The organism is Paenibacillus brevis (assembly GCF_018919145.1).
GTDB classification, from domain to species: domain Bacteria; phylum Bacillota; class Bacilli; order Paenibacillales; family Paenibacillaceae; genus Fontibacillus; species Fontibacillus brevis.
In genome coordinates, this window is the sequence record NZ_JAHLQJ010000006.1 from 1 (window position 1) to 14,900 (window position 14,900).

Annotated in this window: 14 protein-coding genes and 4 tRNA genes; 11 read left to right on the forward strand and 7 right to left on the reverse strand. The window is 46.9% G+C overall.

What is annotated here, in order from left to right; all coding sequences use genetic code 11:
• The first annotated feature begins 154 nt into the window (after positions 1-154).
• Positions 155-907: a DUF6709 family protein gene (locus KQJ23_RS08040; RefSeq protein ID WP_216478334.1), complete on the forward strand. Its 753-nt coding sequence runs from the start codon at positions 155-157 to the stop codon at positions 905-907.
• Positions 908-975: 68 nt separating this feature from the next.
• On the opposite strand, the gene KQJ23_RS08045 is transcribed toward KQJ23_RS08040, so the two are convergent.
• Genes KQJ23_RS08045 through KQJ23_RS08055 form a run of 3 tightly spaced genes read right to left on the reverse strand, consistent with a single transcriptional unit; the run spans position 976 to position 4,223 of the window.
• Positions 976-2,148, reverse strand: coding sequence for an ABC transporter permease (locus KQJ23_RS08045; protein ID WP_216478335.1), 1,173 nt, complete (start codon positions 2,146-2,148; stop codon positions 976-978).
• Positions 2,145-2,846, reverse strand: a complete 702-nt coding sequence (locus tag KQJ23_RS08050; protein ID WP_216478336.1) for an ABC transporter ATP-binding protein — start codon at positions 2,844-2,846, stop codon at positions 2,145-2,147. The genes KQJ23_RS08045 and KQJ23_RS08050 overlap by 4 nt, the downstream gene beginning before the upstream one ends.
• Positions 2,847-4,223, reverse strand: coding sequence for an efflux RND transporter periplasmic adaptor subunit (locus KQJ23_RS08055; protein ID WP_216478337.1), 1,377 nt, complete (start codon positions 4,221-4,223; stop codon positions 2,847-2,849). It lies immediately after the preceding gene.
• A 220-nt stretch (positions 4,224-4,443) separates the two neighbouring features.
• Here KQJ23_RS08055 and KQJ23_RS08060 point away from each other — a divergent pair, with 220 nt between their 5' ends.
• Both KQJ23_RS08060 and KQJ23_RS08065 read left to right on the forward strand, forming a co-directional pair.
• Positions 4,444-4,821, forward strand: coding sequence for a DUF4190 domain-containing protein (locus tag KQJ23_RS08060; protein WP_216478338.1), 378 nt, complete (start codon positions 4,444-4,446; stop codon positions 4,819-4,821).
• 157 nt (positions 4,822-4,978) lie between these two features.
• Positions 4,979-7,195, forward strand: coding sequence for a Tex family protein (locus KQJ23_RS08065; protein WP_346779363.1), 2,217 nt, complete (start codon positions 4,979-4,981; stop codon positions 7,193-7,195).
• Positions 7,196-7,259: 64 nt separating this feature from the next.
• On the opposite strand, the gene cmpA is transcribed toward KQJ23_RS08065, so the two are convergent.
• Together cmpA and KQJ23_RS08075 are read right to left on the reverse strand one after the other, a co-directional pair.
• Entirely contained in the window at positions 7,260-7,400 is a 141-nt protein-coding gene (gene cmpA / locus KQJ23_RS08070; protein WP_216478340.1) for a cortex morphogenetic protein CmpA, read from the reverse strand.
• A 75-nt stretch (positions 7,401-7,475) separates the two neighbouring features.
• Positions 7,476-7,829: a hydrolase/acyltransferase gene (locus KQJ23_RS08075; protein WP_216478341.1), complete on the reverse strand. Its 354-nt coding sequence runs from the start codon at positions 7,827-7,829 to the stop codon at positions 7,476-7,478.
• A gap of 98 nt (positions 7,830-7,927) precedes the next feature.
• Between KQJ23_RS08075 and KQJ23_RS08080 the strand changes: the two genes are divergently transcribed.
• Entirely contained in the window at positions 7,928-8,401 is a 474-nt protein-coding gene (locus KQJ23_RS08080; RefSeq protein ID WP_216478342.1) for a SprT family protein, read from the forward strand.
• A gap of 39 nt (positions 8,402-8,440) precedes the next feature.
• Positions 8,441-8,698: a hypothetical protein gene (locus KQJ23_RS24225; RefSeq protein ID WP_249529607.1), complete on the forward strand. Its 258-nt coding sequence runs from the start codon at positions 8,441-8,443 to the stop codon at positions 8,696-8,698.
• Here KQJ23_RS24225 and KQJ23_RS08085 read toward each other — a convergent pair.
• Positions 8,626-9,192 carry a winged helix-turn-helix domain-containing protein gene (locus tag KQJ23_RS08085; protein ID WP_216478343.1) on the reverse strand — a complete coding sequence of 189 codons (567 nt, stop codon included), beginning with the start codon at positions 9,190-9,192 and terminating at the stop codon, positions 8,626-8,628. The genes KQJ23_RS24225 and KQJ23_RS08085 overlap by 73 nt on opposite strands.
• Before the next feature lie 93 nt (positions 9,193-9,285).
• Entirely contained in the window at positions 9,286-10,548 is a 1,263-nt protein-coding gene (locus KQJ23_RS08090) for an MFS transporter (protein ID WP_216478344.1), read from the reverse strand.
• 204 nt (positions 10,549-10,752) lie between these two features.
• On the opposite strand from KQJ23_RS08090, the gene KQJ23_RS08095 reads away from it, so the two are divergent.
• The 6 genes from KQJ23_RS08095 to KQJ23_RS08120 all read left to right on the forward strand — a co-directional run bounded on the left by KQJ23_RS08095 (position 10,753) and on the right by KQJ23_RS08120 (position 14,837).
• A tRNA-Asn gene (locus KQJ23_RS08095) sits at positions 10,753-10,828 on the forward strand.
• Between the two features lie 7 nt (positions 10,829-10,835).
• Positions 10,836-10,924: transfer RNA gene (locus KQJ23_RS08100), tRNA-Ser, on the forward strand.
• A 568-nt stretch (positions 10,925-11,492) separates the two neighbouring features.
• Positions 11,493-11,567, forward strand: a tRNA-Glu gene (locus tag KQJ23_RS08105).
• A gap of 13 nt (positions 11,568-11,580) precedes the next feature.
• Positions 11,581-11,663: transfer RNA gene (locus tag KQJ23_RS08110), tRNA-Leu, on the forward strand.
• A 227-nt stretch (positions 11,664-11,890) separates the two neighbouring features.
• A complete protein-coding gene (locus KQJ23_RS08115) occupies positions 11,891-12,718 on the forward strand; it encodes a FlxA-like family protein (RefSeq protein WP_216478345.1) in 828 nt (275 codons plus the stop codon).
• Positions 12,719-13,115: 397 nt separating this feature from the next.
• Positions 13,116-14,837: a helix-turn-helix domain-containing protein gene (locus KQJ23_RS08120; protein WP_216478346.1), complete on the forward strand. Its 1,722-nt coding sequence runs from the start codon at positions 13,116-13,118 to the stop codon at positions 14,835-14,837.
• Positions 14,838-14,900 lie beyond the last annotated feature (63 nt).

A 14,900-nucleotide genomic window follows, 5' to 3' on the forward strand; every position in this document is an offset into this window, starting at 1 on the left:
TTTAGACGCGAGCCGGTAATAAAGGCTTATAGCCTTAGAGCAAACCACCCGTTTGACGGGTGGTTATGATTTGAATAATATCTAGAGGTGCAGGATGATCCAAAAGCATTTTATAGCGTCCCAGATCAGAAGAACGAATCGGAATCTAGGCATATTGACACTGCTTACGATTATTCCCGGAATCATCTTATTAGCTGTTGGAGGAATTGAGGGAATATTGAAGCTGATTGCTGCATTTATTGAAGGGCCTCTTGGATTTGAATTGCTGCTTGAGATCATGTCTAACTTTTCGGAGCTTCTATTCTTCGTTGTTGGATTAAGACTCCTGATTTATGGTTCAAAGAAGATGTGGCGGTTAGTACCCCGTTTCATTCATTTTGAGCGGCATCCTATTTACAAAGAGGTGGCTTATTATGGTGAATTTGAAGATGTGGCCCTCAATATTCATTATGATCTTATCCAGAGTGGGCATAAGAAATACAAAAATATATACATAACCGAACACTGGGTCATGCAAATAACTGCTTTCCATTTAGCGGTACTCAAGCTGGAGGATGTTGTCTGGGCATACGAAAGAGTCTCAAAGCAAGAGCATGCAGCAGTGATTCCAGGCGCAGTATCCGTAGGACCGTCGGAAGTGGCCAGGACCTACAGCGTAGTTATACATTCCAAAAATCCCCTGGTACCGATGCTTCAAGCCAGTATTACACATGAGCTTGATCTTACGGAGGATATAGAGGGCAATGCGCTTGAGGGAAAAAGAAAGCAAGCATACATGAATACGATTCTAGAGGAACTGGAGCGTAGGCATCCGAGGGCTGTCTATGGGTATTCAAGAGATCTAGAAGAAATGTGGTATAGAGATCGAATGACCTTTATTAAAAGCGCAGGGTTTAGTATGAACTAGAGGAAGAACTGAAAAAAACGTAGCCCCAGCTTGTTACTGGGGCTCACCGCCTATAAGTTGACCGGGTCTCAATCAGTCCGCAACGCATATATAGGACGAAGCTTGGACGCTTTGTAAGCGGGAATCATGCCAAAGATGATTCCGATAAATAAAGAGAAGCCGAAGGAGAAGGCAACCACAGGTGTAGATACACTGGTGGAGAGCTCCGAATATTGGCCGATCAATGCACTTGCTCCGTACCCGAGGCCGATTCCTACCAATCCCCCAAATCCGCTTAGTGCAATAGATTCCACGAGAAATTGAGTAAGGATGTCCCGCTGCTTGGCGCCAATCGCCTTCCGTACCCCGATTTCCCTCGTCCGTTCACTGACCGATACCAGCATGATATTCATAATTCCGATTCCGCCGACAAGCAAGGAAATACCAGCTATGCCTCCAAGCGCAAGAGACAGCATTTGAGTGGTTGAGTTTAAGGTGTCGAGCATTTCCTGAGAGTTGAAAATGTTGTATGCATTATCGGCATTTAAAAACTTCTTGTCCAGCACAGCCTCCAGCCGGCTCTTGACTGCATCAATTTGATTCGTATCCTCAACTTGGACCGTAATCGAGCGAACCCCCGGACTACGCAGAAATCGTTCGGCTGTGCTGATCGGAATCAGCAGCTTGTTATCGTTTGAGGCAGTCAAGCTGGAGCCCTTTGATTCTAACAAGCCTACGATCTTGAAGCTTACCCCGTTCAGTTGAAGCGTTTGGTTCACCGGATTTTCTGTTCCGAAAAAGGTGGCTGCCGCTTCGGTCCCGATCAACGCAACTTTCATCCGAAAGCTGTTGTCCAGGTCAACGATGTAGCGTCCTGATTGAATGTGGAAATCCTGGACCTCTTCATAGGAAGGCGTGATGCCCTCGACAGAGAGGCTGTCGTTGGTCGTTCCTTTCTTCGCAGTGACGGATCCGGATATAACAGGGGATACATTAGCGACCCCTTCAAGATCAGCCAAGTCCATAGCCTCTTCGAGGGTTAGGGAACTTGAACTTCCGCGGCCCATAATACTTACGGTAAGGAGATCCGTCCCCAATCCTTCGAGCTGCGCTGTAATCTGTGAGGTCGTTCCTTGGCCGACGGATACGAGTGTAATGACCGATGATACGCCAATAATGATACCCAGCATGGTTAGAAAAGCGCGAACCTTTGATCCGGAGATGCTCTTCCAGGCCATTTTCATACTCTGCAGCAGATTCATTCCTGGCTCCCCCGATCCTCGACAATTTCGCCATCCTGAATGCGAATGACGCGTTTCGCCTGTTCGGCAATGGAAAGGTCGTGAGTAATGATGATGATGGTATGTCCGAGAGCATTCAATTCCTTCATTTTTTCCATAACCTCAACTCCGGTCTTGCTGTCGAGCGCTCCGGTAGGCTCGTCGGCAAGCAAAAGGGGAGGGGAACCAGCGATTGCACGGGCAATGGCGACTCTCTGCTGTTGTCCCCCTGAGAGCTCTGATGGACGATGATGCATCCGGCTCTCCAAACCGACAATACGCAAGGATTCCTCGACAGCTTTCTTGCGCTCTTTATGAGGAAGATTACGGTAAATTAAGGGGAGTTCCACATTTTCATAGGCTGATAATTTGGACAATAGATTAAATTGTTGAAAAATAAAGCCGATCTTCTCGTTGCGAATGATAGCCAGCTTGTTGTCTGAAAGCTCCCGAACATTTTGTCCGTCGAGGAGATAGGTCCCGTCATTCGCCACATCCAGGCAACCCAGCATATTCATGAGTGTAGATTTTCCCGAACCCGATGGACCGATAATAGCTACAAATTCGCCGTGATAGATTTTAAAAGTCACTTCATGAAGGACGGTCATTAATTCACCGGCCATGACATATCCGTGGCCCAAGCCTTGAACCTCAATTAAAGGAAGAGCGGGTGAAATCATCTATCTTCCACCCCCGCCGCCACCGAAGCCGCTGCTTCCACTTGGAGCAGAACCTCCTCTTCCGCCGCTGAAGCTGCTGCCCCCCGGTGCAGAACCGCTTCCTCCTCCAAAGCTGGCTCCACCGTCAAAGCCGCCAAAGGGTCCTTGCATGGCCGGTTGTTCGGAGGAACCCGATGAAGATTGGAGGACAGTAGGAATAACTACCTCATCTCCTTCGGCAAGTCCGCTAACGATTTCTATGAGGTTTTCGTTGTGAACCCCGACCTCGACTTCCTGGAACCGCTGGTTGGTACTGGCAGCATTCCCTCCAGGACGCCTCGAAGGCATTGATCCTTCAGAACCGGAAGCACCCTCCTGTCCTTCGGGCTGTATCGCTTCAGGTCTTGCTGGATTTCCGGCACTGTTGTCCTGCCCTGACGAACCGGCGGGAGCCGCTGCTGCCGTAGCCGCATTATCAGGCAGAATAACGATATAACGATCGCCCATTTGCTGCACTGCCTCAATAGGAAGCGTCAAAGTATCCGTCTTTTCGTTAATGGTGATTGTGGCTTCTGCGGACATCCCTACCCGGACATTTTCGGAATTGTCCAATGCAACTGTGACATCAAATAAGGATACGCCATTGGAGGAAATCCCCTCGTTAGCAATTTGAGAAACCTTCCCCTCAAAGGTTTGATCCGGCAGCGCGTCTATCTGTACCGTTGACCTCATTCCGACGGCTACGTCAGGAATCTCCAGCTCGTCTATTTGAATTTGAACGCTGAGCTGCTGATAGTCATTAATAACGAACAATTCGGAGCCGCTCTTTGTCTGCTCTCCTGCGGTGATATTTACACTCGTAATCGTCCCGGCAATTGGAGATATCAAAGGATCCGGCGGAATCATCTCTTCCTGCAGGCTTGCAATCTCCGCTTCGGTGTTCTCGATATTCATCTCTTGCTTGGTAATGGATTGCTTGGTAGATTCAAGGGTTTCCTCATCCGCACCTTCCTGCACCTGCTTTTTGAACTGGCCTTGCAGACTGGTCAATTCCCATTGTTGAGACTGAAGGTTATTCTGCATGGATCTAAGGCTATCCGTATGATCTGTCGCTTCAAAGGTCAATAGGGTTTGTCCTTTTTTTACAACATCGTTTGCTTTTACAAGCACCTCGCTGACTTTGCCTTCATCCTTGGTACGGACTGTCTCGCTTTCCGTGGAAATAATAGAACCCGAACCGGAGACGCTGACAGTAATATTATTTTTACTGACTCGGGTTGTATTTTGAACAGGTCCGGCTGTAGTAACCTCTTTGTCTGGGATAACTAAAGTTACTATAACAGCAGCAATACAAACGATTGCAATTCCAATTCCGATCCATAGCCATTTTTTCTTCATCGGTCACTCCAACTTCCTGCTAATTTTGGTCTGTAACATTATGTATTGCGAGTTGTTTATCATTGTTATCGTAGGGTTTGTACATGAATAAAACCTGAATCCCAGCTTAAAGTTTTCTGAAAATTGTTGACGGAAACGCTTGGAAGCCAAGCAGGGATCAGGTACAATAAACATAATATGAGCATCCAAATGATGTATCTGCCGAGGAGGACGTTTTTTCATGAATCAGCAACCACCGAATCAATATCAATATGACAGTTTTAACCCTCAACAAAACTTTCAGCAATATCCTTATCCGCCTGCACCAGCCAAGACGAGTACGAAGTCCATTGTTGCATTGGTCTTTGGTATTCTGTCTGTTCTGCTTCCTTACATTGGCTTTATTCTAGGGATTGTAGCCATTATCGTTTCTAGCCTGTCTTTCAAGGACTTCAAGCAGAAGGGTGAGCAAGGCAAAGGTCTTTCCATCGCAGGCTTGGTCTGCGGGATTATCGGCACGATTGTTTGGGGCTTGGTCGTCTTACTCGTGGTTATTGGACTCTTAATGTATGTAAATGGCGGAGAAAATTTTTACAATAATTACTACACCAATTTCTGATTCCAAAGCGAAGCACCGTCGGTCCATACTGACCCGGTGCTTTCTTTATTTATAGGACTCATTGGCATCAGGGGTAGAACTGGAAAAGCCGACTCAACTTTGTGATAATAATAAGGAGCGCATTTTGAAGGAAAGAGGGATTTTTTTGACGCAGCAGGTGACGGAACATCAACAACAAGACATTCAAGCTTCTATAGATCAGGAAAGACTCGTTCAGCAGGTAGCCAAGGAACTTAGTCTTTCGCTGAAGCAAGTGAGAACGACGATCGGGCTTCTGGATGAGGGGAATACGATTCCGTTTATCGCCAGATACCGGAAAGAAATGACCGGTGAGCTGGATGAGAATCAGTTGCGGGACATCGAGGAACGGACGGCATACTTGCGCAATTTGGAAGAACGTAAATCCGAAGTGATCCGCATCATTATGGAGCAAGAGAAGCTGACGCCGGAGCTTGAGGCTTCGATTCGGCAAGCCGTAAAGCTTCAAGAGGTGGAGGACCTTTACCGGCCGTACCGCCAGAAGCGGAAGACGCGTGCCAGTGTGGCAAAGGAGAAGGGGCTTGAGCCCCTGGCGGACTGGATCCTGTCTCAGCCGAAGCAGGGATCGCCTGCCGTAGAGGCCGAGCAATATCTTCAGCCCGATCTTGGGGTGAATACGGTAGAGGAAGCGATACAAGGCGCAATGGATATTATTGCTGAAAGTATCTCGGACGAAGCAGCTACCCGGGCTTGGGTTCGTAAATATACAATGGACCACGGAATGATGGTATCGGAGGCCAAATCGAAGGATTCGGAATCCGTCTATGAAATGTACTATAACTATCGTGAATCCGCTAAGAAGATGCCTTCTCACCGGATTCTGGCAATGAACCGCGGGGAACGGGAGGATATTCTTAAGGTTGCGCTTGAAGTAGAGACTGAGCCGATTCATCGGTACATTGCTTCAAGGTGGATTCAAGGACGGTCTGTAACCGAAGATTTATTGCGCGCAACTATTGAAGATGCTTACAAGCGGCTCATTGCGCCATCCATTGAGCGTGAGGTGCGGGGAGAGCTAACGGAAAAGGGTGAACAGCAGGCAATCTCCATCTTCTCTGCCAACCTGCGCAGCTTGCTGCTCCAGCCGCCTGTGAAGGGGCAGGTTGTGCTTGGAGTGGATCCGGCTTATCGTACAGGCTGTAAGCTGGCGGTCATTGACGATACAGGGAAGCTGCTTGAAGTAGCTGTAACCTATCCGACACCGCCAAATAATAAGAAGGTCGAAGCCGAAAAGAAGTTCAACGAACTGATCGACCGCTATGGCGTGACCTTGATTGTCATAGGTAATGGAACCGCATCGCGTGAGACAGAGCAGTTTGTTGCGGAAGTTATTGCAGGACGAAAGGCTAAGAAAATGGCCTATTTAATTGTAAATGAAGCCGGTGCGAGCGTGTATTCTGCTTCCAAGCTGGCTCAGGAAGAGTTCCCTGATCTTGATGTGGCCGAGCGAAGCGCGGTATCCATTGCTCGCCGTCTGCAGGACCCGCTGGCTGAGCTGGTCAAAATCGAGCCTAAAGCAATCGGGGTAGGACAGTATCAGCATGATGTGTCCCAGAAGCACCTGGACGAGAGCTTAAAAGGCGTTGTAGAATCTGCTGTTAACCATGTTGGCGTTGATGTGAATACGGCTTCTCCGTCATTGCTTGCTTATGTGTCCGGAGTCAATGCCACTACGGCCAAGAATATTGTGAAATATCGGGAGCAGACTGGGCGTTTCATGAACCGTAAGCAATTGCAGAAGGTTCCTCGCCTTGGAGCAAAAACCTATGAGCAATGTATTGGCTTCATGCGGATCATGGAGGGAGAACATCCACTGGACAGCACACCGATTCATCCTGAGTCCTATGAGGTGGTTAACCGTCTGTTCTCCTTGTTGGGTGTTGACTTCAGTCAGTTAGGCTCCAAGGAGCTGGCTGCTCATCTGGCTTCATTGGATCCGGAAGAGCTGGCAGGCCGGCTCGAGGTCGGGGTGCCTACACTCCGGGATATCCTCGACAGTCTTCGACGCCCGGGCAGAGATCCGCGGGAAGAGCTTCCGTTGCCGATTTTCCGTACTGACGTACTGAAAATCGAAGATCTGATACCTGGGATGGAGCTTCAGGGAACGGTCCGTAATGTAATCGATTTTGGAGCCTTTGTGGACATTGGAATTAAGAATGACGGACTTGTCCATATATCCCAATTAAGCGAGGGCTATGTAAAGCATCCGATGGATGTTGTATCTGTCGGAGATAATGTGACCGTATGGGTGCTTCAGGTTGACTTGAAGAAAGGCCGCGTAGGGCTGACGATGAGAAAGTCCCAGGCGCCGGCAGTGACTACAGAACAGATATAGCGCTATACTGTACAGAAAAAGAGGGCACCGGAAATTCTGATTTTCCGAGCCCTCTTTCTTGTCGTTACGATTCGGTTTTTCCGAGTTCGCTTCCAGCTTCCCGGCGGTTATAATAGAAGAACCAGCAGTCATTCAACAGGCGAATCTGACGGCGGTCACGCTTAAGGAAGGCGCGCATCATCTGGTTGCTGAGCCATTTTGGCAACACGATCTCCTCCTTGGCACCCTTTCGAGTAGCATATGGGGAAATGCCCGGAGATGTGCAGGTCCGACCAAACTTTTAGTGAAGCTGTTCCTCTTCGTACCACTGTTCAAGCTGTGCAAGCAGTGCGCGAATCTCGGTGAGCAGGGAAATTAGCGGATAGTTCTCTTCTTTAAGAGAGGAGAAGGAAGACTCAAGCTCTTGGACGTATTCCAGTCCGCTTCTAACCGCCAGCGATTCCTGAAGCAGATCAAGCTCCTCACATTCGGCGACGGCAAGAGGAAGAACAGGGATATTGTCTGCGGTGAGCTTGCCCACTTCCTTGTTCAAACGCAGATTTAGGGCACTAAGCTGGTAAGCATAGTCACGGGGCATTTCCACAAAGATAAGGTCTTGCTCACGCTGCAAAATAACGTATCTCATAAGAGCCATTAGATGAAATCTCCTTTTACTATCGGATTCTACTTGACAGTGTAGCCTAAGGAGAAGCTAAAATTCAAGTACATTGGGGAAAATGGGGGGGCTGGAGAATGAATGATGCTGAGCTTCAGACCTGGGTGGAACAAATATCGCTGAATAGCTTTGGTATAGCGTTTCGCCATCGTGCCAGGTTCAATTCGAGACTTCGGACGACCGGCGGAAGGTATTTTATGAAGACTCATGATATCGAGATTAATCCCGCACAGCTGGACAATTTTGGACGAGACGAAGTGGAACGGATCATCAAGCATGAGCTATGCCATTACCATCTTCACTTGGCTAAAAGGGGATATCGCCACCGCGATCCTGAGTTCAAGGCGCTGCTTGCAAAGGTAGGAGGGAGCCGGTACTGTCAGTCCTTGCCCGGGAGCTCAAAGCGACGCACCTTGCCCTATCGTTATCACTTGATCTGTGAAGCGTGTGGAATGACCTATCCCAGAAAGCGGAAGGTAGATACGCATAAATACCGCTGCGGGAAGTGCAGCGGCAGTTTAAAGCAATATAAATTGAAGGAACAGGTATGATATAATGAAGGAAATATGCATATAAAGGAGAGATGCAAGATGGCCAGATCAAGCGCCAGTAAGAAGCGGCTCAGAGCCGTGCGCGAGGGCAAACGCGATCCGCTGCTTAGCAGAAGCCCGTTTGCCGCTCATGACCTGAGAACGAGAACCACAAAGACGAAGCAGGATGTATTGAACAGGAGTAAATATAAGAACCGGATTTCCTACGGAGGAGATGGCGGTTCTTATTTATTTTGCCCAGGCAGCATGTCATGCGGGATTTTCGTAATTGTAAAGAATAGCTCGTATATTTCCTGATCCGGAGCTCTGTCTTTACGTTCATGGGCTTTACAAAAATCAAGTATAAGCTGGTTAAGCTGATCAAATTCTTCCCGAGTCAGCTGCAGCTCGGTATTCGTAATTCTTCCATCAGGTTCTTTTTGTTGATTGGCCTGTAAAAAACGCTTTTTATTCTCATCGTACAAATTGCTGAGCAGCTTCGTTGTTTCGGAATGGAATACTTGATGGACCGTCTCGTCGATCTCGCTCTTCTTAATCTTTACTGACCCCTCGTAAGCTTTATAATATTTAGCTGTTATGCCATTGATCAGCTTCGTATCCACCAGAGTAAGAAGCCCAATACTTTCCAGCTTCTTGACGTGATAATGAACTTTTGCAGGTACTTGTCCCATCGTATCGGCAATTTCTTTGACCGTAGCGGGACGTCCGAATTTATTGAAAGCATTTAGAATCTGAATACGATAAGGATCCGAGTAGATTCGGATTTCTTCCAAGGTTTTGAGCTCGATCATAAATTGGGTGCTCCTAAGCATTTTTGTTTCTATTATATCTCATCGTTGTTCAGGCGTACAAAGCCCATGATACCTATTCAGCTCAAGCGGCAACTATATAGACATGAAGCTGCGGTGTCTTGGCAGCAGGAGCGCCGGGATGATCAGCAGGAGGCCGAATCCGAGATAGATCATATCCGTTCGGATCGCATCCCCTAATGCACCAGCCAACAGGCTTCCCAACGGAATAGCGCAGGTGCAGATCATGGAGTGGATAGCCCCAACCCGGCCAAGCATTTCTTGCGGCACATTCTCCATGAAGTAGGTTGTCGTAGGTGTGCTGATTAAGGAGACGGCTGCCCCCATTCCGAAACTGAACAAGGAAGCGGCAGCGATTGAAAGAACAGGCAGAAAGCCGGGAAGATAGAGCAGGGCATAATTAACACCAAGCAGAGTATATCCGGCAAGAATGAGCACGCTTTTCCGATAGTTATTGCCTTTACGGGCCAGCCACAGTCCGCTGATAGCCATGCCACTGACCAAGGAGATCCCCATAATGCTTAGTCCGGCCGGACCCTCTCCAAGAACTTCTGCGATAAAGGCTGGGCCCAGTACGTTGAAGGGAGAGAGGCAGAAATTAGAGAATGCCGCAATGATTACGATGGTAAGAATCGTCTTTTGACGCAAAATAAATGCAATTCCTTCTCTGACTTCTTGAAGTAAGCTGCGGCTTAACTCCTCCGTCCTGGCACGCTCCTTGGACTTCTCTGCCAAGGAAATGAATCCGACCAACAGGGCTGCGGAGAAAAAGGTCGTCCCGTCAACAAGCATAGCTCCGGATACACCGGCAATGGCAATAATACCGCCTGCAGCAGCCAATCCGGCCAGCTCTGTAATTCGAGTAATGGATGTGCTTAGCGAATTTCCGATAAGGAGCTTCTCTTTGGCCAGTAATCTTGGAACCAATGATATTTCAGCGGGCGAGGCAAAGCATTCCAAGGTGGAAGTCAACAAAGTCAGGATATATAGATGCCATGGCTTCAGCAGGGAGGTTGCATAGAGTGCTGCTGTGAGGATGACGATGAGTCCCCGGCCCACATGGGTGATTATAAGGACCCGACGTTTAGACCAACGATCTACCAGCGCCCCGCTAAAGAAGCTTAGGACTAGATTGGGTACAAAATTCAGCGCGAAGAGAGTGCCCATCATCAGCTTGGATCCGGTTAACAAATAGACCATCCAGCTGTAAGCGATGGAATCAATGGAATCTCCGAACCGGGTAATTACACGAGCGGCAAGAAGATACATAAATGACTTGTTCTCAAGAATTGCGGCCCATTTTTGCCTTTTAGTTAAAGCGTTTGCCTGTTCTGTCATAGCGATTCAACTCCTTAATTTCACTTACATTCACCGATAAAATTTTTTTAACGTTAAATTTATTTTAATGGAGAAACGGAATATTGCAAGAGGTTTTAGTTAAAACGATAAATTTTTTTTCACGACTTGAATTTGAGCAGCAAGAGAGGGGCAATTTCTTGACTTCATTACAGAAACGTGATAAATTAAATCTTGTTCTAGCGTTCCCTGATAGCTCAGTTGGTAGAGCACTCGACTGTTAATCGAGTTGTCACAGGTTCGAGTCCTGTTCGGGGAGCCACTTTCTTGGAGAGATACCCAAGTGGCTATAAGGGGACCCTCTGCTAAGGGGTTAGACTGCGTAAGCGGTGCGAGGGTTCGAATCCCTCTCTCTCCGTATTGAGATACATCATTACAACAGCCTCCGCGATCCGGAGGCTGTTTGTTGCAAAAGGGATGAGAATCCTCAGAAGGAGGGTTCGTCGAAGCATAAGCTTCGGTAGAAATACATCGCAGTCTCGAACGAAGTGAGAGTATCCCTCTCTCTCCGTTCTGAAACAACACCAACCAGAAGCCCTCCGGTTTGCCGGGGGGCTTCTTTATGTATAGGGATGAGAACCCTCAGAAAGAGGGTTCGTCGGAGCATAGGCTTCGATAGCCATACATCGCAGTCTCGAGCGAAGTGAGAATGTCCCTCTCTCCGGCAAAGTATAAAGTCGGATGGATGCAGTCGGACTTTACATGGAATACCGTACAAAGGTCGTCCTCTGTAGTGAGTGGGATAAAATTGCAGGCGTAGGGGTTCGTGCGGCCTCAGAGTGACATTATCTTAGTACAACCAAAGGAGAAAATAGGAGAAGAAAGAGGAGAATTTTAGGGGGAATTTAGGAGAAAATTTTGGTTGCATTAGCATTCGGATTTTGCTATACTCATTTTTGCCGCTGCTTCTTGGCGATCTTCGATGTGGCCCGTTGGTCAAGGGGTTAAGACACCTCCCTTTCACGGAGGTAACAGGGGTTCGAATCCCCTACGGGTCACCATTTAATTGAATACGCGGTCGTGGTGGAATGGCAGACACGCTATCTTGAGGGGGTAGTGGGTGTATACCCGTGGAGGTTCGAGTCCTCTCGACCGCATTTCATGAACTAGGATGATTCCTGTGCAAAACAGGGATCATCCTTTTTTCTTTGTGTTGATATTGGCTCAGAGACACATATGCCGAAAATCTCTATAAAGAATTGAGTGAAGCTGAATAATTGCAGTAATGTTTTTTGCAGGACTCAAGCAACTATATAAATATAATATAGTTACGAGCCGATAAACATTGTAAAGAAATATTTCCCAATGAGGGGGTCGTCTTCAAATGGTACAAATTTCAAGCGTCTCAAGTAAAATGCAATCTGCAATGCCTGTAAAGTCTAGGGCAAATATATTGTCGCCCATTGACCGGGAGATTGAGCAACTAATCAAACAAAAAGGAATTCTTAATGAAAAAATTGCTAGTATTAAATCAGATGAAAAAATGGACTCCAAACAAAAAGATGAGAGAATTAAACTACTAACTATGGACTTGGAGTTACTTGAATCTCAAATTATGCAGAAAAGAATGGAGAAGGCAGAGAATAGTAAAAGTGATAAAAGCAATAAAAATAATTCCTCACAAAAGGAAGATTCCAGTAAAAATAGTGAAATGGATACGAGTAAGCTGGACATATCGGGCGCATCAATGGAAAAGTTATTACAGGCAGGCAATTTGCATGAGCAATTAACTAAAATGGCAAGTGTGCGCAAATCAATGAAAGTAGAAGCTAATAATTTCAGGCACGAGGTAAGAAAAGGAAGAGCCATTCTTGAAGGTGAAAATGACCCTGGTGACCCGGGTAAAACCGAAATGAGAAAAAATCTCGAGTTGACAGTTAATAGATCAAAAAACGAACAAGCACTGGAAATAGATCAGAAAATCGCTAAATTAGATCGTGAAATAGGCAAAAAGATCGAAGACACTTTAGAGGGTGTTCAGAAGAATGATAAGGTAAAGGGGAAAGTCATCACCGAAAAAGTTGATGATCAAGAAGATGTGTCTGTATCTGATCAACTTTTTAATGATATTGATACACAGAATCAGGATGCTGACAAGGATAACAATAACCTGCAAGCACAACGGAATGTTAGTATTGACATTCGCGTTTAGAAGATAACTAAAGTGACCATTATGCGATGGAGATAACCATGATAATACATAAAAGTAAATGTCACTCCAGTTGTCTACATTAGATAAAACTTCTGTAACAGAAAAGAGATTTCGAAAAAGCTTATTCCCGCTTGAATTATAAGCAGGAATGAGCTTTTTTTATACTCATTAAACCCAAAAAGCCTTTTATTAAAGTAGAAATCTGACCGAAATAAAAAATTTGCTTGATCAATAACAAATAGAGCTTGAGGCCGGAAGCATTAGATGTAAGAAATCGTTACTAGTAATGATAAAACATTTACAGCCACCCTGAAATAAATGATAATGATAATTGTTATCACCTACAAATATAACTATATTCATATACCCCATTCATGAGTAAGGAGTTCGATTACGAATGAAAGCACAATCTGAAATGATGTTTCATCGGGATAGGCCCTGTTGTTCTCCAAGTCGCAGATTTGGTGAACAGCAAGCAGTAAATAGGGATGAAGCCGATATCCGGTTTCATTTGCGTGATGTGCAGTATCTCCAGCCGAGACCGGAAAGAAGGGAGCAGCAGCTGCATGTGCTGACGGCGCTCATTCTCGTTCAGGAAGGAGAAGGGGTGGTGGAGATGGCAGATCGCAAGATGCTGGTCCGAAAGGGAGATTTCATTGTGTGCCCCGCGGGGTCTACGTCCGTATTCTATTTCCATACTCCTGCCCATTCGAGTGAGGCTTCCATTCCCGGTCTAGCAGCTTTGTTTCACTTCGATTGCTATCGATTGGGAGAGAATTTCCGGGAAATTCCAACGGTTCTGGATACCACTTGCTCTTGGCTGCCTTCCTCAGGTAAGCTGACAAGCCAATTGGAGCGAATCGGGATGCACTGCCGCTCGATATTCGAGCACTTTTACAGTGGAGAGACCCGCAGTTTGTGGCTTGCCCGCATTGAGTTTGAGCACATGCTGCATGAAATATCGCTCTATGCGGAGACTCCGTTTTCGAACGATAGAATGGGTGCCATTGAGAGTACGAAGGCATTCATTGATCAGCACTATGCGGATGAGCTGAGTCTGGAGAAGCTGGCCGAGCTGGCGGAGCTAAGCCCCAAATATTTTGCTGAACAATTCAAAAAGTATTATGCGGTATCTCCTATGGAATATGTGGCGGAAGTGAGATTGCGAAAGGCCAAGCAGTTGCTGGCTTCCGGAAGCGGACCCATGAAGGAAATTGCCCATGCGGTGGGATATCGAGATGAGTTCTATTTTAGCCGAAAATTCAAAAAGAGCTTTGGCATTTCCCCTTCTGCTTATCTCAAGACCAGACACAGCAAATTAGCGGTATATGGAACGTCTGCGATTCTCGGATATTTGGCTGCTCTCGATGCGACTCCCTATGCGGCTCCGTTGCACCCGAAGTGGTCTCCATACTATTACAGGACCATGGGCCCTGATATTCCGGTACATCTCAATGCCTACCTGCATCGGCAATTCCAGCAGGAGAATCTGGAGCAGATCCAGGCAGCTCAGCCTGAACTGATTCTATGTCCTTCGGGTTTGCAGGGTTGGGAGCTTGATGTGCTGCGAAAATGTTCTCGCGTTTATGAAATAGAATGCGCAAATGGAGACAAAGCCTGGAAGGATCGATTAAAGGATTTAAGCACAGTGCTGCATAGGGAGGAAGAGGCGGAAGCGTGGCTGGTTAAATTTGATGAACTGTTGGCAGAAGCAAAACAAAGCCTCTCCTCCACGATTGGCACTGCCAGGGTTCTTCCGATAAGAATGCTTAACGATAACTTTTATGTCAGTGGAGATGAGGGTGCGTCGGAGACGCTGTTCACACAATTAGGCTTGGTGTCCTCAGAAATGCTCAATGGACTTAAGCCCGGAGAATCCCGCCGATGTACGCTTGAGGAAATTCGAGAGAGCGATGCGGACCTGCTGCTGCTCGTCGTTCGTCAGGATTCGCGTACGCTTGAGCATTGGCGAAATATCCAGAGACATCCGGATTGGTCAAGCCTGCCGCAGGTGAAGCGGGGCGACGTATATGTCATGGCCTCTTACCCCTGGAGAGAGTATTCGCCGACAGCCTTTGTACACATGATTCAAGACCTGCTAAGGATCTCAGGGAATTAATCCATGCAAAACCGGAAGATTGTCCATGGATTAACAGGGGCTTATCCTTTAATATAACCAATA

Bases quoted from the DNA above. Each gene is read 5' to 3' on its own strand.
- KQJ23_RS08045 (WP_216478335.1), bottom strand. From the start codon at position 2,148: ATGAATCTGCTGCAGAGTATGAAAATGGCCTGGAAGAGCATCTCCGGA.
- KQJ23_RS08050 (WP_216478336.1), bottom strand. From the start codon at position 2,846: ATGATTTCACCCGCTCTTCCTTTAATTGAGGTTCAAGGCTTGGGCCAC.
- KQJ23_RS08055 (WP_216478337.1), bottom strand. From the start codon at position 4,223: ATGAAGAAAAAATGGCTATGGATCGGAATTGGAATTGCAATCGTTTGT.
- KQJ23_RS08060 (WP_216478338.1), top strand. From the start codon at position 4,444: ATGAATCAGCAACCACCGAATCAATATCAATATGACAGTTTTAACCCT.
- KQJ23_RS08075 (WP_216478341.1), bottom strand. From the start codon at position 7,829: ATGGCTCTTATGAGATACGTTATTTTGCAGCGTGAGCAAGACCTTATC.
- KQJ23_RS08080 (WP_216478342.1), top strand. From the start codon at position 7,928: ATGAATGATGCTGAGCTTCAGACCTGGGTGGAACAAATATCGCTGAAT.
- KQJ23_RS24225 (WP_249529607.1), top strand. From the start codon at position 8,441: ATGGCCAGATCAAGCGCCAGTAAGAAGCGGCTCAGAGCCGTGCGCGAG.
- KQJ23_RS08085 (WP_216478343.1), bottom strand. From the start codon at position 9,192: ATGATCGAGCTCAAAACCTTGGAAGAAATCCGAATCTACTCGGATCCT.
- KQJ23_RS08090 (WP_216478344.1), bottom strand. From the start codon at position 10,548: ATGACAGAACAGGCAAACGCTTTAACTAAAAGGCAAAAATGGGCCGCA.
- KQJ23_RS08115 (WP_216478345.1), top strand. From the start codon at position 11,891: ATGGTACAAATTTCAAGCGTCTCAAGTAAAATGCAATCTGCAATGCCT.
- KQJ23_RS08120 (WP_216478346.1), top strand. From the start codon at position 13,116: ATGAAAGCACAATCTGAAATGATGTTTCATCGGGATAGGCCCTGTTGT.